The following is a 23,109-nucleotide window of genomic DNA, read 5'->3' as shown; positions in this document are numbered from 1 at the left end:
GCTTCCCCCCACTGGGGGGACAACGCTGGCGGCCTGGCCAAGCCAGATCCGCGGCGTCCGCTGGGATGGCCTGCTCCGCGGCCCGTTTTGGGCCTTGCTGCGCAGGCCCGTTGCATCGGCGAGTGCTGGTCGAGCGCAATCTGGGTATGCCGGGGGCGATCGATGCGTGGCAAGGCAGGCCGTTAAGACTGCCTTCACGTAGAAGTAGATTGCTGCGCGCAGCGGCGCTGCAAATCCGCTCCTGCCCCCCGCTGCAACACCTCCAATCTCCGCGGAGCCTGACCTGAAGCGCGTCTCGCACGAGCCGGCCTATGTGCTGCACCACTACGACTGGAGCGAGTCCAGCGTCATTGTGGAAGCCTTCACGCGCTCGCACGGGCGCATTGCGCTCGTGGCCAAAGGGGCCAAACGACCGTCGTCCAATTTTCGCCCGGTGCTATTGCCTTTGCAGCAGCTGGCGCTGAGCTGGGGCGGCGATGCGGAGATTCGCACGCTGAAGAGTGCGGAATGGGGCGGTGGTCAGGTGATGCCCACCGGCGACCCGCTGCTGTCGGGCTATTACGCCAACGAGCTGCTGATGCGCCTGCTGGCGCGCGACGACGCTCACCCGCGCTTATTCGACGCCTACGCCACCTTGGTCCACGTGCTGGCGGCGGACGAGGGCGAATCGCTGGTCGGTGCGGCGCTGCGCGCATTCGAGCTGTTGGTGCTGCGGGAAACCGGCCACCTGCCCGCGCTGGACGTGCAAACGTTGACGCTGGGCCGCCTGGCGCCGGACGAGCCGTACCGCTTGGTGTCCGAAGGCGGTTTGCGCGCGGCCCACGCCGACGACGCCAGCTGGCTGCCCGGTGCACAGTGGCTGGCGCTCAGCGACGCGCTGGCCGACGAGGCGCCGCTGACGGCCGCGCTGAACGTGGCCGCGCGCCTGCCTGGCGATCAGCGCGTACACCTGCGCCAGCAACTGCGCGAGCTGCTCCACTACCATTGCGGCGTTGGCACGCTGCGCACGCGCCAGCTGATGATGGACCTGCAATCGTTCCAAGTACCGTGACCACCGCCACCCAGCTTTCCGTCAACATCAACAAGGTCGCCCTGGTGCGCAACACGCGCCACCTGGGCATTCCCAGCGTCACGCGCGCGGCCGAGCTGTGCCTGCAGGCAGGCGCCAACGGCATCACCGTGCACCCGCGCCCGGACGAGCGGCACATCCGTTCGGACGACGTGTTTGCGCTGGCCGAGCTGCTGCAGCGCTGGCCGGGCCGCGAATACAACATCGAAGGCAACCCCACGCAGAACGTGCTGGGCTTTGTGCGCGAGCTGGCTGCGCGCGGCCAGGCGCCCGACCAGTGCACCTTTGTGCCCGACAGCGAAAACCAGTTCACCAGCGATCACGGCTGGCCGCTGGCCGACGCCGCCGTGCGCGCGCGCTTGCAGCCGCTGATCGCCGAAGTCACGGCACTCGGTGTGCGCGTCAGCCTGTTCATGGACCCCGACCCGGCGCTGATGCCGCTGGCACGAGACGTGGGCGCCCAGCGCGTCGAGCTGTACACCGAGCCGTACGCCGCTGCGTGGTCCGATCCGGCTGCGCGGCGCGCCCAATTGGCGCGCTATGCCGCCGCCGCGCAGGCCGCGCTGGACGCTGGCCTGCAGGTCAACGCCGGGCACGATTTGAACCGCGACAACCTGCCCAGCTTCGTGCGCGAAGTGCCTGGCGTGGCCGAGGTGTCGATCGGCCATGCGCTGATCGCCGACGCGCTGGAGCTGGGCTACGCCGCCACGGTGCGCGCCTACCTGGCTTGCTGCCGGGGTCAAGACGCAGCACCGTATGCTATCTAAAGAGTAGCTGCATGCGCAGATCCATGTAGGGCTGCAGGGCAAAAAGACTAAAAAAATGATCCAAGGTATCGGCACTGACATTTGCGACATCCGCCGCATCCGCGCGAGCTTTGACCGCCACGGCGACCGCTTCGCCGAGAAGATCTTGAGCGAGGGCGAACTCGCCGTCTGGCGGCGCCGCCGCGCGCGCTGGCCGGAGCGCGGCCTGCGGTACCTCGCCACGCGCTTTTCCGCCAAAGAGGCCTTCAGCAAGGCGATTGGCCTGGGCATGCGCCTGCCGATGCACTGGCGCCTGTGCGAGATCGCCAACCGCCCGAGCGGCGAGCCCATGATCGTGCTGCACGGCGGCCTGAAGACATGGTTCGAGGCCCAGCAACTGACCGCGCACATCACCGTGACCGACGAAAGCGAATACGCCGCCAGTTTCTGCGTGGTGGAGCGGCCGGACGCGCGACCTGCGCCCACGCCCCAGGCTGCCCCTTAGTCCACGCCTCAAGCCAAATCGGCCTGCGGCGCGCGCCGGTTGTGCGCAGCCAGCTATCAAATCGGTAGAGCTACACTGCACGCTTTGCCAACCCAGCTGCGCGCCACCGCCATGGACACCACATCCCCGCTCCTCATCGACATCGCCGGCACGGCACTCAGCATGGACGACCGCCGCCGGCTGTCGCACCCGTTGGTCGGCGGCATGATTCTGTTCACGCGCAACTGGGAGAGCAGGGCGCAGCTCACCGCGCTCACCGCGGATATCCACCGTCTGCGGCCCGACCTGCTGATCTGCGTCGACCACGAAGGCGGGCGCGTGCAGCGCTTTCGCAGCGATGGTTTCACCCACCTGCCGCCGATGCGCGCCCTGGGCGATCTGTGGATGCAGGACGCCATGCGCGCGCAGGACGCCGCCAGCGCCTGCGGCTACGTGCTGGCGGCCGAGTTGCGCGCGTGTGGCGTCGATTTCTCGTTTGCGCCGGTCCTGGACCTCGATTGGCAAGACATTGCCCCCACGCTCGCGGCTACGCGGGCTGCCCCCCAAGGGGGCTCGGCAAGCTTGGGGCGGCCCCGCGCTTCCCGCAGCGGTGTCATCGGCGACCGCGCCTTGCACGCCGACCCGCGCGTCGTTACCGTGTTGGCCAAGAGCCTCGCGCACGGCATGCTGCGTGCTGGCATGGCGCACTGCGGCAAGCACTTTCCGGGGCATGGGTTTGTCGCCGCCGACTCCCACACCGACGTGCCGATCGACCGCCGCACGCTCAGCGCCATCGTGGCCGCCGACGCCGCGCCCTACGGCTGGCAGCGCAGCACCTTGACGGCCGTCATGGCCGCGCACGTGGTCTACCCCAAGGTCGACCCGCGTCCGGCGGGCTATTCGGCGCGCTGGCTGCAGGCCGTGCTGCGCGGTCGCCTGGGCTTTGGCGGCGCGGTGTTCACCGACGACCTGTCGATGGAAGGCGCTCGCCACATCGGCGGCCAGACGCTCAGCCCGACCGAAGCGGTGTTGGCTGCCCTTCAAGCCGGCTGCGACCTGGCATTGATGTGCAACCAATCGCTACAGGGCGGCGCCGTGCTGGACGAGGTCATCGACGGCTTGGCCGAAGCGCAGATCACCGGCCGCTGGCGCCCCAGCGCGGCGGCCGAGGCGCGCCGCCAGTCCCTCCTGCCGGCCAGCCCGGCACCGGACTGGGACAGCCTGATGCGCTCCCCCGAGTATGTGCAGGCGCTTGCGCTGGTCCCATGATGTCGGCATGCGCGGTTTTCGTGACATAGCGCCGAACTTTGCGGGGCAAATCGCGTCAGAATGCGTATGAACGACATGCCGTACCGCTATCTCAACCCTCCCGCCGCCGCACCGGGCAACGTTGCGGAACGATTCTTTGGCCGCCTGATGAGCCTGATGGTCTGGGCGCTGCTCGCGACCATGGGCGTGGTGTTTGCCCTCAGCCTGCTGGTCTGGCTGGTGGTCATGGTCGTGATCAGCCTGATGGCGAGCGTCTTCACCGGCCGCCCAGCCGCCGTCACCGTGCTGTGGCGCCGCTACCGCGACCTGACCAGCAGCCTGGCGCGCCAGCGTTGGCCGCAGGGCGATCGCCGCGCCAGCACCACGCCGCGCGCAGACGCCACCAGCGCAACCGGCGCCGCCACCCCAGCCTCTGCCGTGCAGGACGTGGGTTGGCGCGAGGTGGGGCCGCGAGCCAGCGACGCGCCCAGCGCGTCGCCCTCGCATTCCTGAGCCTTGCTGCAACGCACCGGGTGATGGGGCTGCGGCCCCATTTCGTTGGAGCACACCGGGCGCGATGCCGCGCCGACCGATGGTGTGACGTGATTGTTGCTCCGTAATCTGTAGCTGCTTGCGCAGGTGCAGATTGGCTTGCAGCGCTTTTTCTTCGTATTTCCCGAGTGGACCCTGGGGGCTCCAAGCGGGTCTGCGCGCTTGCGCTACGATGCGCTGCAGGTCGCCAGCGCCACACGGGCACTGGCAGTCACAGGCGAAGTACGGAGACAAGCATGGCCGCCAATGCACTCGCAGCCTTCACGGAGGCGCGCGATTTTCTGCTCAGGCACCGGACCGATTACGATACCGCGTACCGCGACTTCCGGTGGCCGCAGCTCACTGAATTCAACTGGGCGCTCGACCATTTCGACACCCTGGCGCGCGGCAACGACCGCACCGCGCTGCACATCGTGGGCGAAGACGGCAGCGAGGTGCGCCGCAGCTTCGCCGAGCTGAGCCAGCGCTCCAGCCAGGTTGCCAACTGGCTGCGCGCCCAAGGCGTGCAGCGCGGCGACCGCGTGCTGCTGATGATGGGCAACGAGCTGCCGCTGTGGGAGTTGATGCTGGCCTGCATCAAACTGGGCGCGGTGATGATCCCTGCCACGCCGCTGCTGACGGCCGACGACCTGCAGGACCGCCTGGGCCGCGGCAACGTGCGCCACGTCGTCATCGCCAGCGAACACGCTCCCAAGTTCGCCGATCTGCCGGGGCGCTACACGCGCATCACCGTGGGCCCGGCGGTCGCAGGTTGGACCGATTTTGCCGACAGCGCCAGCGCGCCGACCGACTTCACGCCCGATGGCCAGACGCAGGCCACCGACCCGCTGCTGCTGTACTTCACCAGCGGCACCACGTCCAAGCCCAAGCTGGTGTTGCACACCCACCAGAGCTACCCGGTCGGGCACCTCAGCACCATGTACTGGATCGGCCTGGCGCCGGGCGACGTGCACCTGAACATCAGCTCGCCGGGCTGGGCGAAGCACGCCTGGAGCTGCTTTTTCGCGCCCTGGAACGCGGGCGCGACGATCTTCATCTTCAACTACACGCGGTTCTCGGCGCCCGGGCTGCTGAACGTGCTGAAAAATCACCAGGTCACCAGCCTGTGCGCCCCGCCCACGGTATGGCGGCTGCTGATCCAGGAAGACCTGAAGGCGTGGTCGGGCCAACTGGCGCTGCGCGAGATCATCGGCGCCGGTGAGCCACTCAACCCTGAAATCATCGACCAGGTGCAGGTCGCCTGGGGCATGACGCTGCGCGACGGTTTCGGCCAGACCGAAACCACGGCGCAGATTGGCAACACGCCCGGCCAGCCAGTCAAACCCGGCAGCATGGGGCGTCCGCTGCCGGGGTACGAAGTCGTGCTGCTCGACGTGGACGACAACCCGGCCGACGAGGGCGAAGTCAGCCTGAACCTGGCCGTGCGCCCGCTTGGCCTGATGGTCGGCTACGAAGACAGCGCCCAGGCCACGGCCAACGTCATGCGCCAGGGCTGCTACCACACGGGCGACACCGCCACGCGCGACGCCGACGGCTACATCACGTTTGTCGGGCGGGCGGACGACGTGTTCAAGGCCAGCGACTATCGCATCAGCCCGTTCGAGCTGGAAAGCGTGCTGATCGAGCACCCGGCCGTGACCGAAGTCGCCATCGTGCCCAGCCCCGACCCGGTGCGTCTGGCCGTGCCCAAGGCTTTTGTCACGCTGGCGGCGGGCCAGCAGCCCGACGCGCAGCTGGCCGAAGACATCCTCAGTTTTGCCCGCACGCGCCTGGCGCCCTACAAGCGCGTGCGGCGCCTGCAGTTCGTGAACGAGCTGCCCAAGACCATCAGCGGCAAGATTCGCCGCGTGCAGATGCGCCGCACCGAATCCGAGCGCGGTGCGCCAGATGCCGCGCGCGCCGAGATGGAGTACTTCGAGGAAGACTTTCCTGCGCTGAAGGGCTGAAGGGGTGTGCGGCTGAGGCCGGCGCGACGCTTAAGAACGAATGAAGAATACGGCTCTCGCGCAGGCCGGATCTGCGCGAGCAGCTCACTTTTCTGTAGTTGTCAGGAGCTGATGAACCGATGGGCACGTCGCCTGCGGTGCGCCTTTCGCGCGCTGGAGCCGGTCGTCTGCACAGCGCCACGCCTCATTGGCTCATCAAAAAACATAGCTGCCTGCGCAGGTTGCACTAAGGCTGGTGGGCGATTTCTCTTAAATTTCCCAGGTGGGCGCGCTCTGGCTGGGTGGGGGCTCCACGCCAACTCGCCAGCGCCGCAGGGACTTCTGGAAAAACAGCGTGTTGGGCACCTGCAGCAGCGCGCCGGGGTGCGCCGGGTCGCGGTCTTCCAGCACGGTGTAGATCAGCCGGATGTCAACCACGCGCCCTTGGATGCCCGGTTTGTCGCCGCTGTCGATCAGTTCGATGGTGTCGCCCTCCCGGAAGGGGCGCGTGGTGAAGATGAGCACCGCGCAGAACAGGTTGGACAGCACGCTCCACGCCGCGAAGAACGCCACCGCGCCCACCGCCACAAAGCTGGTGATGCCCGCCCACAACACTTCGGACGACACGCCCAGCCGCTCCAGCACCCACAGCCCGGCGATGCCGTAGATCAGCCAGCGCAGCAGGTTGCGCGCCGGCGTGATGGCGGCCGACGGCAGTTGGTAGCGACGGCTGAGGCGCGTCAGCACGCGGCGCACCAGCCGCTGCAGCACCCAGGCCAGCAGGACGATGCCCGCGACCTGCGCCAGCGGCAGGACCACGTCCAGCCAGTCGATCAGCCAGGGCGGGAGCAGGGCGCGCAGGTGGTTCAAGCCCGGACCTTCAGGGGCGTGGCGCTGCAGCGGCTATCAAGGCCAGGGCCTCGCCAAATCGCGGGTACAAGCCAGGCCGAGTCGGTGTGCGTTGGACACACCGCCGCATCGCGTACAGGCGCGAGCACCTGCAGCCATGGCACAACGGGGCAGGTCGCCGTCTGCGGGGCGCTGTGCCTCACGCCTCGTGCCGCAGGGCCGGGAACAGGATCACGTCGCGGATGCTGGGGCTGTCGGTCAGCAGCATCATGAAGCGGTCGATGCCCACGCCGCAGCCGCCGGTGGGCGGCATGCCGTACTCCAGCGCGCGCACGAAATCGGCGTCGTAGAACATCGCTTCGTCGTCGCCCGAATCCTTGGCGCTGGCCTGCGCCTGAAAGCGCGCGGCCTGGTCTTCGGCGTCGTTCAATTCGCTGAAGCCGTTGGCCATCTCGCGACCGGTGATGTAGAGCTCGAAACGCTCGGTCACCTCGGGGCGCGCGTCGTTGGCGCGGGCCAGCGGGCTGATCTCGGTCGGGTGCTCCATGATGAAGGTCGGCGCCCACAGCTGGGATTCGACCGCCTCCTCGAAGTACATCACCTGCAGCGACGGCAGGCTGCGCTGCGAGAGCTTATCCTTGTCTTCGCTCATGCCCAGCTTCTTCAGGCGCTGGATCAATTCGGCCTTGTCGTCCACCTGCGTGCCAATATCGGTGTGCGCGTCGATGGCTTCGCGGATCGTGAGGCGCTGGAAGGGATGGCTCAAGTCCACCTCGCGGCCCTGGTACGTGAGCTGCAGCGTGCCCGCGGCCTGCATGGCGGTGGCGCGCAGCAGGTCCTCGGTGTAGGTCATCAGGTCCTGGTAGTTCCAGTACGCAGCGTAGAACTCCATCATCGTGAACTCGGGGTTGTGCCGCACGCTGATGCCTTCGTTGCGGAAACTCCGGTTGATCTCGAACACGCGTTCAAACCCGCCCACGATCAGGCGCTTGAGGTACAGCTCGGGCGCGATGCGCAGAAACATCTGCTGGTCGAGCGCGTTGTGGTGGGTGACGAACGGCTTGGCGTTGGCGCCGCCCGGGATGGGGTGGAGCATCGGCGTTTCGACTTCCATGAACGCGTTGTCGGTCATGAAGTGGCGCATGGCCGCCAGCGTGCGGCTGCGGGCGGCGAAGCGATCGCGTGCCGCCTCGTCCATGATCAGGTCGACGTAGCGCTGACGGTACTTCAGTTCCTGATCCTGCATGCCGTGGAACTTGTCGGGTAGCGGACGCAGGCTCTTGGTCAGCAGGCGCAGCGTGGTGGCATGGACCGACAGCTCGCCCTTGCCCGTGCGAAACAGGTAGCCCTCCACGCCGACGATGTCGCCCAGGTCCCAGTGCTTGAAAGCGTCGTAGACGGCTTCGCCCACGTCTTCCTTGGTGATGTAGGCCTGGATCCGGCCTGTGGCGTCCTGCAGCGTGGCAAAGCTCGCCTTGCCCATCACGCGCTTGAGCATCATGCGGCCGGCGATGCTGACTTCCACCTTCTTGCCAGCGGCCAGATCGGCCTCGAAAGCTGCTTTTTCCGTAGCGCCGTGCGCTTGATGGATCTGCGCTGCGCGGTCTTTTGGCTTGAAATCGTTGGGAAAGGCCACGCCTTCGCCCGCCGCCTGCGCCGCACGCAGGCCTTTCAGCTTCTCGCGGCGTTCGGCGATCAGCTTGTTTTCGTCTTGTTCGGGGGCAGCGGTGGCCTGTGCGGGAGCGGGCGCGGCAGCAGAGTTCATGGGAGGCGTGGAATGGCCGCGAGGCAGGCGGCGGATAATCGCGCCACACCAGCAGCATAGAGAAGGGTAAAACGCGCCATTTTAGGCTCGCGTGACCATGGCCGATGGGCAGCTTCGAGCGACGTTTCCCGCCACCGCACCGCGACCAGTTTTCGCGGCGCCGGGCCGTCGGCGCCGCGAGGAACTTGGAATGAGCGGCGCACGGTCGGCTTCTTCGTTCACGCGCTCGGCACTGACGCTGCTGGCGGGCGGCGCGCTGGCCCAGCTTATTCCGCTGCTCCTGGGCCCGGTGGTCGCGCGTCTGTTTACGCCCGCCGCCATGGGGGTGTTCACCCAGTTCAGTACGGTTGCCGCCACCCTGGCAGTGGCGGCGAGCCTGCGCTATGAGCAGGCCTTGCCCCTGGAGCGCGACGAGGCAGACGCCCAGGCGCTGCTCGCGTTGGCGCTGCGCCTGGTGTCGCTGGCCGTGCTGATCAGCGTGCCGGTGGCCTGGGGGCTCCACGCTTTGGGGTGGCTGCCGCTGCCGGTCTTGCTGCCGCTGGCCATGCTCTGCGCTGGGCTGTTGCAAGTGCTGATGCTGTGGGCGAACCGCGCGCACCGATTTCGGGCGCTCGCCGTGTCCCGCATCGTTCAGTACGGCGGTGCGGCTGTTGCGCAAGTGGCCCTGGGGTGGTGGCTTTGGCAGGGAACGGCTTCCGGCCGCGAAGGTGCATGGGCATTGGTATTGGCGCCGATGCTGGCCCAACTGGCCGCGTTGGTGTGGTTGCTGCGTCCGTCCCCCGCCGCGGGTTGGCGGTCGGTACTGGCGCGGGCGCAACCCGATGCGCGGCAACGCATGCGCGCGCTGGCGCACCGCCACCGGGACTTTGCGCTGGTCAATACCCCCCATGCATTCCTCGGCACGCTGCAGGATGCCCTGGCCGTGGCGCTGCTGATCGCGTGGTCGGGTGATGCGGCTGCCGGCCTCTGGGGCTTGGCCCTGCGTTATCTGAAGGCGCCGGCGACCTTGGTCGGAAGCGCCGTGTCGCAGGTGCTTTATCCGCGGCTCGCCGCAGCCAGCCCGGGCGAAGGACAGCGGATGGTGCGTCAGGTGATGGTTTTGCTGGGTGGTTTGGCCGTCGTCTTCATGTCGATCCTGCTGCTTTGGGGGCCGGCGCTGTTTGCGCTGGCGTTTGGCGATGCCTGGCGCGACGCGGGGAGGCTCGCGCGTGCGCTGTCGCCTTACATCGCGGCCCATTTCGTGGCCGCGCCGCTCGCCGTGGTGACGATGGCATGGCACGCGCAGCGCTGGGCATTCCGCTACGCGCTGATCGGGCAGGTCGCGTTCGTGCTGGCGCTGGGCCTGGGGCTGTGGCAAGGCGGCTTGACGGCCGGTGCCTGGGCCGTATCGCTGGTCATGGTGCCTTACTTCGGCTGGTACTTCTGGCGCTTGGCGCGGTGGCCGCTTGCAGTACCGGGATCGGAAAAGGGTCTGGCATGACCGGGCTTCGCGCGTGGGTGAACCGGGTGCGTCGCCGCTGGTGGCGAGCCGTATTTTTCAGGGTGCTGTTCGGGGAACGCAGTGCGGGCCGCTTGCTGCCCGGCACGCGGATCTCGCCCAGCACCTGCATCGAACACGAAGACGCTCTGGTGCTGGGTGATCACGTGTTCATCGGCCACTTCAACTTCATCGAGGCCAGCGCAGGCGTGCGCATCGGCGCAGGTACCCAGGTGACCAACTTCGTGAGCATCGTCAGCCACAGCACGCACCGCGCGGTGCGGGTGGCTGCGCAGCTGTCGGGTGCGACGGAGCCGGGCGATGCTGCGTTGATCCGGGCGCCCATCGACATGGGTGAGCGGTGCTTCATCGGCCCGCACAGCACCATCGAAGCGGGCACCGTGCTCGGCCACGGCACTCTGGTGGCGTCGCACAGCCGGGTGCGTGGCCGGTATCCGGACTTTGCGGTATTGGCAGGCCAGCCGGCACAGATCGTTGGGGATGTGAGGGACGGTGACGAACGCTGGCTGGCTGCGCACCCCGAACTGCGCTTGCCCTACCGGCAATGGCAGGAACGTGTTGAAACACACGCAGGGGCGGTGCGTTGAGCCAACCGCACCTGACCTTGCTGGGCGACGCCACCAGCGTCCATGTACAGCGCTGGGCCCGCGAAATGCTGGCACGCAACTGGCGCGTGTCGCTGGTGACGGCGCGCCCGGCGCCCGTGGATGGCGTGGAGCAACATGTGCTGAAGCCGGTGGCCCGCAGCCGCGACTGGTTGGCGCGCGTGGGGGAGGCCAAGGCGCGCGTGGCGGCGCTGCGGCCCGACATCGTCCACGCGCACTACGTGACGTCGTACGGCTATTTGGCGGCGCACGTGCCGGGCGTTCCGCGCGTGATGACGGCTTGGGGCAGCGACCTGCTGGTCACGCCGCAGCGCAATTTGGCTCTGCGGTGGCTCACTGGCTGGATTTTGCGCCGCGCGACGCTGATCACGGGCGATTCGGCGGACTTGCTGGCACTCGCGCATCGCTGGGCGCCGGCGGTGCCCACCGAGCTGATTCACTGGGGCGTTGATCTGGCGCGTTTCCGGCCGACGCCTTGGGCTACGAAACCTGGCGCAGAAGCCGTCAGCCTGCGCAGCTGGGAGCCCAACTACCAGATTGATACGGTGCTTCGCGCGCTGGCCCTGGTGCGCAAGGAACGGCCCGACGTGCGTCTGCACCTGCTCGGCGGCGGATCGCAGGAAACCGAGTTGCGTGCACTCGCCGCATCGCTCGGCTTGGGGGAATCGGTGGATTTTCACGGCCGCGTGGACGACGCGGGCATGGCCGCCGCGCTGGCGCGCAGCAAGCTGTCGATCAGCGTGCCGGTCAGTGACGCGACCTCTGTTTCCGTGCTGGAAAGCATGGCAAGCGGCGTGGCGGTGCTCGCAACCGATCTGCCGGCCAACCGCGCTTGGCTTCCGGCAGAAGCGCTCGTCCCCGCCGGTGACGCGCAGGTTCTTGCAACGCGCTGGCTGGCCCTGCTGGTGGACGATGCGTTAACCCGTCGATTGGCAGCTGCGAACGCCGAGCGGATGGCCCGAGATGGCGATCGACGCGCACAGATGGATGAGATGGATCGCTTGTACCGAATGCTGCTCAGTTCGTGGCCGCCACAATGAAGGAGCCGTTACGACCTCCCGCGCGAGCGAACCCCAGCATTGTGGAGTTGACTCGAGCTGGCGAACCGCAGTTCGTCAGCGTCATCGTGCCGTGTCGCAACGAGCTCACGCACGTGGATGCATTTCTGGACGGCGCGTTGTCTCAAGTGCTTCCCGTCGGCTGGCGGATCGAATTGTTGGTGGCAGATGGCCAAAGCGACGACGGCACGGCAGACCGGCTGCGCGTGCGCGCCGATCAGGACGAGCGCATCAGGGTCTTCTCCAATCCGGGGCGGATCGTGTCGACTGGTTTGAACGTGTGTCTCGCCCGAGCGCGTGGCGAGATCATTGTGCGCATGGACGTGCACACAAAGTTTTCCAGCGCCTATGTGGCGGAGTGCATTGCCGCGCTGGAGCGCACCGGCGCGGACAATGTGGGAGGGCCGTGGGTAGCACGAGGCGTGGGTGCGTTCGGGGTGGCCATTGCGGTCGCATTTCAGAACCGCTGGGTTGTCGGCGGTGCACGCTCGCGCGACAGAACCTACGAGGGCGAGGTCGACACGGTCTACCTGGGATGCTGGCCTCGCCGCACGTTGGCGCGCGCAGGCGGTTTCGATGAGACCCTTGTACGCAATCAAGATGATGAGCACAACCTTCGGCTGCGGCTCTCCGGAGGTCGTGTCTGGCAAAGCTCACGCATCCGTTCGTCATACCAAGCACGTGGCACGCTGACGCAACTGTTTCGTCAGCAATACCAATACGGCTACTGGCGGCCATTCGTCATGCACAAACATGGAAAACCCGGCTCCTTCAGACAGCTTGTGCCTGCGGTCTTTGTTGCGTCGCTGCTCGTGACAGCCTTGCTGACTGTGCGCTGGCCAGTGCTGTTGTGGGCTTTGCTGGCCGCGTACGGCGGATACATTGTTCTGGTCTGCTTGGTCGTCGCATTGGGCGAAGCGAAGTTTTGCAAAACGCCGTCTTCATGGGTTGGACGAATCCTTTTGATAGGATCGTTGGCTGGGCGCCTTGGGCTCGTCGTGCCCACTTACCATCTGGGCTACGGCTTGGGCACTTGGCGCGGTCTGCTGGACTTGGCCTTGGGTCGTCGTGTGTCAGGTGATAAAGCGAAAATGACCCGTTAACTGATTTCGCCATACCATGCAGACTTCTCAAGCCTTCATTCCCTTTGCTCGTCCTGACACTGGCGAGGACGAGATCGAGGCGGTGGCGCGCGTGCTGCGCTCGGGATGGCTGTCAACTGGGCCGGAAACGCGTGCATTCGAGACTGAGTTCGCGGAGTTTCTGGGTGGCGACCTGCACGCCATAGCGGTTAATTCGGCGACAGCAGCGCTCCATTTGGCGCTCGAGGCCATTGGGATCGGCCCTGGGGACGAGGTCATTGCACCCACCTTGACGTTTACTGCGACGGTCGAAGTGGCCCGATATCTCGGCGCGGACGCCGTGCTGGTGGACGTTGATCCCGTCACTCTCAATATGGATCCCGCCAGGATTGAAGCAGCCATCACGCCGCGAACCAAGGCGATCCTGCCGGTGCATTACAGCGGACTGGCATGCGATATGGACGCCATCTTCGCCATCGCGAAGCGCCACGACATTCAAGTTATCGAAGATGCTGCCCATGCGTTGCCATCGACGTACAAGGGGCGGACCATCGGTCAACTCGGCAGCGCAGCTTCGGCTTTCAGTTTTTACGCCAACAAGACGATGACGACGGCCGAGGGCGGCATGATCGTCACGCGTGACGCCGACTTGGCCGCGCGCATGCGGGTGATGCGACTGCACGGGATCAGTCGCGACGTTTTTGACCGTTTCCACAGCACGACACCGGGCTGGTACTACGAAATTATTGCTCCGGGCTTCAAGTACAACATGCCCGACATCTCGGGTGCGCTCGGCCGGGTGCAATTGCGGCGATTGCCGGGTTTTCTTGCGAGACGTCAGCAGATGGCGGCGCGCTACCTGAAAGAGTTGAGCGGTCTGCCCCTGATATTGCCGGCCGATGCGCCAGCTGGTGAAAAGCATGCTTGGCACATGTTTGTGCTGCGCCTCAGCGATGCCGCGAAACGGTCGCGCGACGAGGTCATTCAGGCCTTGAGCGATGCGGGGATTGGGACCAGCGTCCACTACCTGCCGCTGCATCGCCAGCCGTACTGGCGTGATCGTTACGGGTTGCGCCCGGAACAATTCCCCGTGGCCGATCTGGCGTATCAGCGGATGCTGAGCATCCCGTTGTACACAGCGATGAGCGACGACGATCAGGCGCGCGTCATTGCGGCGTTGCACCAGATCCTGGGATGAAGCGCTGCGGGCGGACGCAGCGGTGCCGAACGAACTGAACGAGCTTGCCTTTTTGGGTTGGAGCTGGCGCGCCTGGGTGCGGCCTTGGTCGGCCTGGCGCGAAACGCAAGCCGTTCAGCGCGTGCCAAAGGCCGAGGAGGTTGGCGCAGGTGCCCAGTCACGGCTCACGCTACTGATCCTGCGTAGCGCGGACGAGGTCGATTTCGCCCCTATTTCGATCCTGCGCAGTGGGTTTCCGTCCAAGCTCGGCATCAACGCATGCTAAGTGCCAAAGACTTGACTTGTGTCGTCTACCGACTTTGCACGTTGAACTGTGTGCTGACACTTTGGGTTCGCCACCGCGCCGTGCTGTTGCGTGCGTATCAGCGCCCCGCTGCATGAGCAAGAGCGGGTCAGAGTTGGCCAAGCGCGCACTAGACTTGGGTCTCACACTGCTGGTGTTGCCCTTGGTGCTGCCCGTGCTGGCTGTGGTGGCCACGTGGGTTCGGCTGGATTCGCCTGGGCCCGTATTGTTTCGACAGGAACGCGTCGGGCGTGGCGGCAGGCCTTTTCGCATTCACAAGTTCAGGACCATGCGGATGGATGGCGGCCGAGGGCTGCAGGTGACCGCTGCGGGCGATGCGCGCGTGACGCGGGCAGGGCGTTGGCTCAGGCGCACCAAGCTCGACGAGCTACCGCAACTCATTGATGTGTTGAAGGGTGACATGAGCCTCGTCGGCCCACGGCCCGAGGTGCCCCGGTTCATGGCGCTTTATCCGGCCGACGTACGGCGGCAGATTCTTTCGGTGCGGCCAGGCATTACCGACCGCGCGGCGATCGAGTTCAGGGATGAGGAGCAGGTGCTGGCCCAGACGGCCGACCCGGAGGCCACCTATGTCTCCCATATCATGCCGGTCAAGCAGCGCTATTACCTGGATTACGTGGCGAAGCACAGCGTCGCAGGCGATCTGCGCATCCTGCTGGACACTATTGCAGCGCTGATGCGTTGACTATGTATTTCATGCAAAACAGTCGTTCAGCCATTGATAGGATTGCGCGAGCAGCTATCAGTTTAATAGTGTTTGATGGCCAGATGTCGGCCGAACCCGCGCAGGTTGCCGCCGCGGTCAAGGTGACTCGATGCTGACTGGCATGCGCCAACTGCTGGTCAGCCGCAGCTGGCTGGTCGACTTGCCGCTCATCGTGCTGGCCTGGTGGTCGGCGTTCTGGCTGCGCTTCAATCTCGGCATTCCGCATCCTTATGTGGACCACGCGGTGGTGACGACGCTGCCCGCGGTGCTTTGCATGGCCGTGGGCTTGCTGCTGGCGCGGGTGCCGCGCCAGTCGTGGCGCTACGTCAGCCTGGCTGACCTGCGGCATCTGGCCTGGGGCGTGGCGCTTGGCGCGCTCCTGACCATGGCGGTGGTGATGGGGTTGCGCGTGCAGGGTTTTCCGCGCTCGGTGTTCTTCATCAGTGCGGTGCTGACACTGGTTTTGCTGGCCGGCGCGCGTGCCACATGGCGCACCACGGTCGAGCGGACCCTGAGCCAGGCTCAGGCGATCACAGGTGCGCAGCCGCTGCTGATCGCGGGCCAGTTGCAGGATGTTGACCAGGCACTGCGCACGCTCAAGGGCGTGGCGGGGTGGCAGGTGGTGGGCGTGGTCTCGTCGTCGCCATCCGATACGGGGCGTACGCTTCAGGGCGTGGCCGTGGTCGGCAGCGTCGCGCAGATGGCGGAGATCGCCAGCCAACGCACAGTCTCGACCGTGCTGCTGGCCGGGGCACCCGGCGCAGAGTTGCGGCGTGAACTCCTGCTGCGCTGGTCAGGCTCCGGCCTGAACCTGCTCACGCTGCCCAGCGCGGACGAGATGCTCGGCTCGGACGCGGCCCTGAGGCCACGTCAGGTGCAACTCGAGGACCTGCTGGGCCGTGCTCCAGTTCAACTGGATGCTCAGGGGTTGTCGCTGCTGCTCACGGGTCAAACGGTGATGGTCACTGGAGCAGGAGGATCGATCGGCTCGGAACTGTGCCGGCAGGTCGCGCGCTTTGGGGTAGCGCGACTGGTGTGCGTGGATGTGTCGGAATTTGCGGTCTATCAACTGGAGCAGCAGTTGCGCCAGTCGCACCCGGCCATGCCCGCGAGCTATTACACCGCGAACGTGCGCGAGATCGACCGCTTGCGGTCCATCGCTGAGCGGCATCGGCCGAACGTGGTGCTGCATGCGGCCGCCTACAAGCACGTGCCCTTGATGGAGACCGACAACGAAATCGAGGCATTGCGCACCAACGTCCTGGGCACGCTTCATGCGGCCCGCATCGCGGGAGAGATCGGGGCCGCGCGATTCGTGCTGATCTCGACGGACAAGGCGGTCAATCCCACCAATGTCATGGGGGCCAGCAAGCGGGTAGCCGAGCAGGTTGTGCAGGCGGTGGCCACCGACTATCCGGCAACACGATTTGTCGCCGTGCGCTTCGGCAATGTGCTGGGCTCCAGTGGCTCGGTCGTGCCCTTGTTCGAGGAGCAACTGGCCCGTGGTGGCCCACTTACCGTCACGCACCCGGACATCGTGCGTTACTTCATGACGATTCCGGAGGCAGCGCAACTGGTGCTGCAAGCAGGGCTGATGGGCCAGTCTGGCCAGATCTTCGTGCTCGACATGGGCGAACCCGTGAAAATCGTCGAACTTGCCCGGATGATGATACGTCTGTCAGGCAAAACCGAGGCCGAGGTGCCAATCGCGTTCACGGGCTTGCGTCCGGGTGAGAAGCTCTATGAGGAGCTTCTGGCCGACGACGAAACCACCGCAGCTACGCCCCACCCGAAGCTGCGGGTGGCGCAGGTGGCCGCGGCGGCACCGGATACATTGCGGGCGATCGAGGCGTGGCTGGCCAGCGCGGGTCCTTCTCCAGCGCCCGAACAACTGCGCGCCTGGCTGCAGGCCAGGGTGCCCGAATACCGTGCGCAATCCGTGCTTTTTTGAAACAAATCGAGCTGAAGCGCTTGCCAGAAAAGCGCTGGCAGCTAGCAAAAGCGGAGCAAATGAGGGGCCGCGTGGTCTGTTTCAGGCGCCGGCTCGCCCAATCCCGGCCTTGGCCAGCAGATCGGCAACCAGTTCCAGGCGCAACAGAGGATTCTCCAGGCTCATCAGGCGCTGGCGCGTTCCCGTCGGCAAGGGCAGCAATTCGCACCACCGGTTGGAGACCCAGGCGCAGTCGTCGTAGCGTGCGTCCTCGTCGCTGAAGGTAGCATCGCCGTCGACCCGGGCGTGGAGGTTGGCACGCACCTGACGCAGGGCGTCGGCCACTGGCGCCAGATCACCTGGGAGGGCGACGCTGGCATCGTCGGCAAGCAAAGTGACATCGGCAATCCACAGGCCGTGCTTCAGGCGGCTGTGGCGATCGACGCGAAAGCGCTGGGCGCCGTGGCATTCGATCGACAACAGTCCTGGCTGGTCTTGATGAAATGACGTGATATGTGCCAGCGTACCTACTGCTTCAAGCTGTTCTTCGGGTGCGCCAGCCACCTGCACTTCACTGCCCTGGCGCAGCGCCACCACCCCGAAGGGCGCGCCAGCCTCATGGCAGCGGCGAACCATGTCAAGGTAGCGCACTTCAAACACGCGCAACGGCAGTCTCCCTTCGGGGAACAGCACGGTGCCGAGCGGAAAAAGCGGAAGCTGGGTGAGGGTCAGAAGAATTTCAGTCATCGCGCGCAGCCGAGTTGGCGCGCCGGCCATCGAAAGGAGCCTAGCGCGAATGGGAACGCTATCATCGCACGCACTCCGATGGCGCACCATGCGCACCGATTCCCTGTTTGCCTTTGTCGTAGCCCATGCTCTTTCAAGTGATCAAGTTCCTGCTGGAGGTCGCCAGCACACTGGTCGGTGGCGCTTGCCTGCTGCGCATGTTCATGCGCTGGCGCGCGATGTCGATGGCCAACCCGGTCGGGCGCTTCCTGCATGCGCTGACCGACTGGCTGGTGCTGCCGCTGCAGCGCATTCTGCCGCCGTCCAATCGCATGGACGCCGCCGGGCTGCTGGGTGCATGGCTGCTCAAGATGGTGGAGTACGCGGTGGTGATGGCCATGCTGGGCCTCGCGCGCTGGGCACTTCTGCCCGTGTTGGCTCTGCTGGGCGTGGTCAAGCTGGCAGCGTCGGTGGCCACGGCCGTCATCGTGGTCGCGGCCATCCTGTCGTGGATGCAGCACCGCACGCCCGTGTCCGACGTGTTTGATCGACTGAGCGCCCCGCTGCTCGCGCCCGTGAGGCGGGTGCTGCCCCTGGTTGGCGGCGTCGACCTCAGTCCGGTGATCGTGGTCGTGCTGCTGCAGGTTGTCTCGATCATGCTGGGAGCGGCGCAAGCCCAGTTGCTCGGCTCCGCAGCCCTGGTGGCCGCAGGCTGATCGACGGCGCCAGTTACTGCACGGCGTCGGCGGGCTGGCGCAGGAGCATCGCCAGCACGTTGGCAATCCGGTCGCGCAATTCGCGGCGGTCGCAGATGAAATCGATCGCCCCCTTGGCTTCAAGGAACTCGGCGCGCTGGAAGCCTTCAGGCAGGGTGACGCGCACGGTGTTCTCGATCACGCGCGGGCCGGCAAACCCGATCAGCGCCTTGGGCTCGGCAATGACCACATCGCCCACAAAGGCAAAGCCGGCCGACACACCGCCCATTGTTGGGTCCGTCAGCACGCTGATGTAGGGCAAACCTTTCTTGGCCAGGCGGGTGAGGGCGGCGTTGGTCTTGGCCATCTGCATCAGCGACAGCAGCCCTTCCTGCATGCGCGCGCCGCCAGTGGCCGTGAAGCAGATGAAAGGCACCTTTTGCTCAATGGCCGTTTCGACGCCACGCACGAAGCGCTCACCCACCACGCTGCCCATGGAGCCGCCCATGAAGCCGAACTCGAACGCAGCCGCCACGATGTTGATGGAGCGCACGGAACCGCCCATGACCACCAGTGCATCGGTTTCACCCGTGGCTTCCATAGCCTCCTTGAGGCGCTCGGGGTACTTGCGGCTGTCCTTGAACTTGAGGGCATCCACTGGCACGACTTCCTGGCCAATTTCGTAGCGACCTTCGTTGTCAAGGAACACATTCAAGCGGTCGCGCGCACCAATGCGGTGGTGGTGGTCGCAGTTCGGGCATACGTTCTGGTTCTGTTCCAGATCCGTCTTGTACAGCACCGTCTCGCAGGCGGGACACTTGATCCAGAGGCCTTCGGGCATCTGGCGCCGCTCTGCGGCGTCGGATTTCTGGATCTTCGGAGGAAGCAACTTTTCGAGCCAGCTCATGGCGGAACTCCTTGTTTGATAGCGCGATTATGCGTCCAGCGCAGCGCGAACCGGTCGCAGGAAGTCGATCGCTGAGGCGACGACGCGCTCATGCGGCTGGTTTTCGATCAGCTGGATGAGGCGGCTGCCGATCACCACCGCATCGGCCACGCGGCCGATGGCGGCGGCAGTGGCGGCGTCACGGATACCGAACCCTACGCCTACGGGCACGCTGACGTGCTCGCGAATGCGCGGAAGCATCGCCTCTACTTCGCTGGTATTGAGTGCCCCGGAGCCGGTCACGCCCTTGAGCGAGACGTAGTAGACGTAGCCGCTGGCAACCCTCGCCACTTCCTGCATGCGTTCGGATGTCGAGGTCGGGGCCAGCAGGAAGATCAAGTCCATGCCGTTCGCGCGCAGTTGCGCCGCGAATTCCGCACACTCCTCGGGCGGATAGTCGACGATCAGCAGACCGTCCACGCCGGCAGCCGCCGCATCTCGGATGAAGGCGGATTCGCTGCCGCTCTTGCCGTGCAACTGGTCGTAGCGCTCCACAGGATTGGCGTAGCCCATCAAAACGACGGGTGTGGTGTCGTCTTTCTCACGAAAGGTTTTGACCATCGCCAGGACTTGGACAAGGCCGATGCCGAGCGCCAGGGCACGGTCACCGGCCTTCTGGATGACGGCGCCATCGGCACTGGGGTCAGAGAAGGGCACGCCCAGCTCGATCACGTCGGCGCCGGCGGTCACCATGCCGTGCATCAGAGCGGGCGTGATGTCGGCATAGGGGAATCCGGCCGTGACGTACGGAATGAGGGCTTTGCGCCCGTTCTTGCGCAAGGCATCGAAGGTGGCTGCAATGCGGCTCATGCACGTTCTCCCTTGGCCGACGCGCCCTTGACCACGTGACCGCGCATCGAGGGGCGGTCATAGAAGTCCGCGCCGTCGAGGTCCGCGACCGTGCCGATATCCTTGTCGCCGCGCCCGGAGAGGCACACGAGGATCGACTGGTCGGGCCGCATGGTGGGTGCGAGCTTGAGCGCGTGTGCGAAGGCATGGCTGGACTCCAGCGCCGGGATGATGCCTTCTGTCCGGCAGAGGTGATGAAAGGCGGCCAGAGCTTCTGCGTCGGTGGCGCCGACGTACTCGGCTCGACCGATGTCCTTGAGCCAGGCGTGCTCGGGCCCGACGCCCGGGTAGTCCAGGCCCGCCGAGATACTGTGGGTTTCGGTGATCTGGCCGTTGTCGTCCTGCAGCACGTAGGTGCGGTTGCCGTGCAGCACGCCCGCGCTGCCGCGCTGAAGGCTGGCCGAGTGCTTGCCCGTGTTCAGACCCTCGCCAGCGGCTTCCACGCCGATCAGGCGCGTCCTCTCGTGCGGGATGTAGGGATAGAAGATACCCATGGCGTTGCTGCCACCGCCCACGCAGGCGAGGACGGCGTCAGGTTGGCTGGCGGCGATGCCCTGCGCCTGGAGCATCTCGGGCATCTGCTTGAGGCATTCTTCGCCGATGACGCTCTGGAAGTCGCGCACCATCATGGGATAGGGGTGGGGCCCCGCCACCGTGCCGATGATGTAGAAGGTGTTGTCCACGTTGGCCACCCAGTCGCGCATGGCTTCGTTCAGCGCGTCCTTCAGGGTACGGCTGCCCGATTCAACGGGCACCACAGTGGCACCGAGCAGCTTCATGCGGTAGACATTGGGCGACTGACGCTTGACGTCCTCGCTGCCCATGTAGACCACGCATTCCAGCCCGTAGCGTGCGCAGATGGTGGCGGTGGCCACGCCGTGCTGGCCTGCACCGGTCTCAGCAATGATGCGTGGCTTGCCCATGCGCTTGGCCAGCATGGCCTGGCCGATCACGTTGTTGATCTTGTGCGCGCCGGTGTGGTTGAGGTCTTCGCGCTTCAGGTAGATCTGCGCGCCGCCGAGTTCGCGGCTGGTGCGCGCAGCGTGGTAGACGGGCGAGGGGCGGCCTACGTAGTGCGCCAGTTCGTAGCGAAACTCGGCCAGGAAGGCCGGGTCGTTCTGATACTGCGCATAGGCTTCACGCAATTCATTGATGGCGTAGGTGAGCGTCTCGCTGACGAAGCTGCCGCCATAGTGGCCAAAGTGCCCGCTCGCGTCGGGCTGGTGATAGTCGATCATGGATGGAATTCAATGGCTGCGTCAGCCGCACGCACGGCGGCCACGAAGCGGTGGATCTTGTCGGCGTCCTTGATGCCCTTCAGTGGTTTGCCGTCAGGGCCATGGGCTTCGACGCCGGAGGAAACGTCAACCGCGAGCGAGCGTCCTCGCCCGCGCAGCGCGGCGATTCCATCGCTCACGTTTGCAGGTGTCAACCCACCAGACAAGACGAGGTGAGCGGGTACGTTTGGTGGTAGGCGTGACCAATCGAAGCACTTTCCGCTGCCGCCATAGCCCTCGACCAGGGTGTCGAGCAGGATGCCTTGGGCGCCAGCGTGATCGTGGGCAAATTTTACCAAGTCAAAGTCTCTCTCAGAATCGACTGGAATGCGCGCGGCGCGCATCCACGGACGCTGCGCCGCGCGTGCAGCGTCTGCGCATTGAATGGCTGATTCATCACCATGAAATTGAATCGTAGCGCCCGGCAGCATTGCGCAGTCAGCTATGATTTCTGTAGTATCTGCATTGACGTACAGCAGCACCGGGGTCACGAACGGCGGCACGCGCGCCAACAGCTGTGCTGCCCGTGCAGCGCTCACATGGCGTGGGCTGTGCGGATACCGCACAAAACCCACGGCATCCGCGCCTGCGGCTACGGCCGCGTCGACGTCTGCCTCACGCGTCAGGCCACAGATTTTGATGCGAGTGCGGTGGGCAAAGGTTGGTGGCGAACGGTGGGGGTCGGGCGCAGTCATGGCAGCCAATCATAGGCGGCCGTTCGATTGGGCAAGCCCCAGGCGGGGTCGTAGACCGGCCCGAGGAAATAGAGGCCATCCGGGGAGAACGTGGGCGCAGCAGCATCGCGGTCGCGGGCAGCAAGCACGTCGCGCACCCATTCCGGTGACTGCAGCCCCTGGCCGACCTGGACAAGGCAGCCCATCAGGTTGCGAATCATGTGGTGCAAAAATGCGTTCGCCTGAAAATCGAAACGCCAGTACGCCCCGCGGCGGGCAATGTCCAGTACCGTGAGGTGCTTGATGGGTGACAGCGCCTGGCAGGCTGAGGCGCGAAACGAGGTGAAATCGTGCTCGCCCAACAGGAGTTGCGCTGCCTGCTCCATGGCGCGACCGTCCAGTGGGCGAAAAGTCCAACCAACCCTTCCGGCATCCACGCTGGGGCGCACGGCCGACTCGCGCAGCACATAGACATAGCGGCGTGCGACGGCACTGGCGCGGGCGTGAAAACCGTCTGACACCGGCTGCGCCCATTCGACCGCAATATCGTGAGGGAGGTAGCGGTTCGTGCCACGCACCCAGGAGAAAGGTTCCCGATCCAGCGCCGTGTCGAAATGCACGACCTGCATGAGGCCATGCACGCCTGAGTCGGTGCGGCCTGCGCACAGCGTGGCGATGGGTTGAGTGGCAAATTCACCCAGCGCCCGCTCCAGATGATCTTGTACTGTTTGCCCCGACGGCTGGCTTTGCCAGCCTTGGTAGGCGTTGCCGAGATAGCTGAGTCCGAGAGCGATGCGCACGGTCAGATTGTCGCCGATGGGTGATGGCCTTTCGGCTGCGCGCTCGCCACGGAACTCGTCCACCAATGAAAACGGCGCCCGCTGGGCGCCGTTTTCCAGGCTCAGATGCGGTCGAAGCCAGCC

Annotated in this window: 23 protein-coding genes; 15 read left to right on the top strand and 8 right to left on the bottom strand. The window is 65.8% G+C overall.

Translation table 11 applies throughout. The annotated features are described in order from the left end of the window. Positions 1-283: 283 nt before the first annotated feature. From recO to FVQ98_RS01805, 6 genes are all read left to right on the top strand, one after another. A complete protein-coding gene (recO, locus tag FVQ98_RS19965; protein WP_255507585.1) occupies positions 284-1,051 on the top strand; it encodes a DNA repair protein RecO in 768 nt (255 codons plus the stop codon). Next, the gene (locus FVQ98_RS19960; RefSeq protein ID WP_255507571.1) at positions 1,048-1,836 is read left to right on the top strand and encodes a pyridoxine 5'-phosphate synthase; all 789 of its coding nucleotides are present in this window, start codon (positions 1,048-1,050) and stop codon (positions 1,834-1,836) included. Before recO ends, FVQ98_RS19960 begins: the two co-directional genes overlap by 4 nt. Before the next feature lie 55 nt (positions 1,837-1,891). Next, positions 1,892-2,320: a holo-ACP synthase gene (gene acpS / locus FVQ98_RS01820; RefSeq protein ID WP_147911697.1), complete on the top strand. Its 429-nt coding sequence runs from the start codon at positions 1,892-1,894 to the stop codon at positions 2,318-2,320. 111 nt (positions 2,321-2,431) lie between these two features. Then, positions 2,432-3,568 (top strand): beta-N-acetylhexosaminidase, encoded by a 1,137-nt coding sequence (gene nagZ / locus FVQ98_RS01815; protein WP_147911696.1) that lies wholly within the window; start codon positions 2,432-2,434, stop codon positions 3,566-3,568. Positions 3,569-3,634: 66 nt separating this feature from the next. Continuing rightward, positions 3,635-4,060, top strand: coding sequence for a hypothetical protein (locus FVQ98_RS01810; protein ID WP_147911695.1), 426 nt, complete (start codon positions 3,635-3,637; stop codon positions 4,058-4,060). 275 nt (positions 4,061-4,335) lie between these two features. Continuing rightward, positions 4,336-6,045 carry an AMP-binding protein gene (locus FVQ98_RS01805; RefSeq protein ID WP_147911694.1) on the top strand — a complete coding sequence of 570 codons (1,710 nt, stop codon included), beginning with the start codon at positions 4,336-4,338 and terminating at the stop codon, positions 6,043-6,045. A gap of 249 nt (positions 6,046-6,294) precedes the next feature. Here the strand turns inward: FVQ98_RS01805 and FVQ98_RS01800 are convergent, their stop codons facing one another. After that, positions 6,295-6,894 carry a mechanosensitive ion channel family protein gene (locus FVQ98_RS01800; protein ID WP_222707536.1) on the bottom strand — a complete coding sequence of 200 codons (600 nt, stop codon included), beginning with the start codon at positions 6,892-6,894 and terminating at the stop codon, positions 6,295-6,297. Between the two features lie 178 nt (positions 6,895-7,072). Then, complete coding sequence (lysS, locus tag FVQ98_RS01795) at positions 7,073-8,638, bottom strand: lysine--tRNA ligase (RefSeq protein ID WP_147911693.1); 1,566 nt, start codon at positions 8,636-8,638, stop codon at positions 7,073-7,075. Positions 8,639-8,828: 190 nt separating this feature from the next. On the opposite strand from lysS, the gene FVQ98_RS01790 reads away from it, so the two are divergent. From FVQ98_RS01790 to FVQ98_RS01755, 8 genes are all read left to right on the top strand, one after another. Then, positions 8,829-10,118, top strand: coding sequence for a lipopolysaccharide biosynthesis protein (locus FVQ98_RS01790; RefSeq protein WP_147911692.1), 1,290 nt, complete (start codon positions 8,829-8,831; stop codon positions 10,116-10,118). Beyond that, positions 10,115-10,723 (top strand): acyltransferase, encoded by a 609-nt coding sequence (locus FVQ98_RS01785; protein ID WP_147911691.1) that lies wholly within the window; start codon positions 10,115-10,117, stop codon positions 10,721-10,723. The genes FVQ98_RS01790 and FVQ98_RS01785 overlap by 4 nt, the downstream gene beginning before the upstream one ends. A gap of 17 nt (positions 10,724-10,740) precedes the next feature. Next, positions 10,741-11,781: a glycosyltransferase gene (locus tag FVQ98_RS01780; protein ID WP_255507570.1), complete on the top strand. Its 1,041-nt coding sequence runs from the start codon at positions 10,741-10,743 to the stop codon at positions 11,779-11,781. A gap of 47 nt (positions 11,782-11,828) precedes the next feature. Next, positions 11,829-12,902 carry a glycosyltransferase family 2 protein gene (locus tag FVQ98_RS01775; protein WP_147911783.1) on the top strand — a complete coding sequence of 358 codons (1,074 nt, stop codon included), beginning with the start codon at positions 11,829-11,831 and terminating at the stop codon, positions 12,900-12,902. 16 nt (positions 12,903-12,918) lie between these two features. Beyond that, complete coding sequence (locus tag FVQ98_RS01770; RefSeq protein WP_147911690.1) at positions 12,919-14,079, top strand: DegT/DnrJ/EryC1/StrS family aminotransferase; 1,161 nt, start codon at positions 12,919-12,921, stop codon at positions 14,077-14,079. Positions 14,080-14,101: 22 nt separating this feature from the next. Beyond that, positions 14,102-14,344, top strand: coding sequence for a hypothetical protein (locus tag FVQ98_RS01765; protein WP_147911689.1), 243 nt, complete (start codon positions 14,102-14,104; stop codon positions 14,342-14,344). A 133-nt stretch (positions 14,345-14,477) separates the two neighbouring features. Continuing rightward, positions 14,478-15,068 carry a sugar transferase gene (locus FVQ98_RS01760; RefSeq protein ID WP_370512907.1) on the top strand — a complete coding sequence of 197 codons (591 nt, stop codon included), beginning with the start codon at positions 14,478-14,480 and terminating at the stop codon, positions 15,066-15,068. A 142-nt stretch (positions 15,069-15,210) separates the two neighbouring features. Then, complete coding sequence (locus tag FVQ98_RS01755) at positions 15,211-17,040, top strand: UDP-N-acetylglucosamine 4,6-dehydratase family protein (protein WP_147911687.1); 1,830 nt, start codon at positions 15,211-15,213, stop codon at positions 17,038-17,040. Positions 17,041-17,121: 81 nt separating this feature from the next. Here the strand turns inward: FVQ98_RS01755 and FVQ98_RS01750 are convergent, their stop codons facing one another. After that, positions 17,122-17,796, bottom strand: coding sequence for an LON peptidase substrate-binding domain-containing protein (locus tag FVQ98_RS01750; protein WP_370512903.1), 675 nt, complete (start codon positions 17,794-17,796; stop codon positions 17,122-17,124). A gap of 95 nt (positions 17,797-17,891) precedes the next feature. Here FVQ98_RS01750 and FVQ98_RS01745 point away from each other — a divergent pair, with 95 nt between their 5' ends. Then, the gene (locus FVQ98_RS01745) at positions 17,892-18,461 is read left to right on the top strand and encodes a YggT family protein (protein ID WP_147911686.1); all 570 of its coding nucleotides are present in this window, start codon (positions 17,892-17,894) and stop codon (positions 18,459-18,461) included. A 13-nt stretch (positions 18,462-18,474) separates the two neighbouring features. On the opposite strand, the gene accD is transcribed toward FVQ98_RS01745, so the two are convergent. Genes accD through truA form a run of 5 tightly spaced genes read right to left on the bottom strand, consistent with a single transcriptional unit; the run spans position 18,475 to position 22,986 of the window. Next, positions 18,475-19,347 (bottom strand): acetyl-CoA carboxylase, carboxyltransferase subunit beta, encoded by an 873-nt coding sequence (accD, locus tag FVQ98_RS01740; protein ID WP_147911685.1) that lies wholly within the window; start codon positions 19,345-19,347, stop codon positions 18,475-18,477. Positions 19,348-19,374: 27 nt separating this feature from the next. After that, positions 19,375-20,196 (bottom strand): tryptophan synthase subunit alpha, encoded by an 822-nt coding sequence (gene trpA / locus FVQ98_RS01735; RefSeq protein ID WP_147911684.1) that lies wholly within the window; start codon positions 20,194-20,196, stop codon positions 19,375-19,377. Then, a complete protein-coding gene (trpB, locus tag FVQ98_RS01730; RefSeq protein ID WP_147911683.1) occupies positions 20,193-21,473 on the bottom strand; it encodes a tryptophan synthase subunit beta in 1,281 nt (426 codons plus the stop codon). The genes trpA and trpB overlap by 4 nt, the downstream gene beginning before the upstream one ends. After that, entirely contained in the window at positions 21,470-22,207 is a 738-nt protein-coding gene (locus tag FVQ98_RS01725) for a phosphoribosylanthranilate isomerase (RefSeq protein WP_147911682.1), read from the bottom strand. The genes trpB and FVQ98_RS01725 overlap by 4 nt, the downstream gene beginning before the upstream one ends. Beyond that, complete coding sequence (truA, locus tag FVQ98_RS01720; protein ID WP_147911781.1) at positions 22,204-22,986, bottom strand: tRNA pseudouridine(38-40) synthase TruA; 783 nt, start codon at positions 22,984-22,986, stop codon at positions 22,204-22,206. The genes FVQ98_RS01725 and truA overlap by 4 nt, the downstream gene beginning before the upstream one ends. Positions 22,987-23,109 lie beyond the last annotated feature (123 nt).

Source organism: Ottowia flava (assembly GCF_008017535.1).
Classification (GTDB): Bacteria; Pseudomonadota; Gammaproteobacteria; order Burkholderiales; family Burkholderiaceae_C; genus Ottowia; species Ottowia flava.
This window is presented reverse-complemented; position numbering and strand designations above follow the sequence as displayed.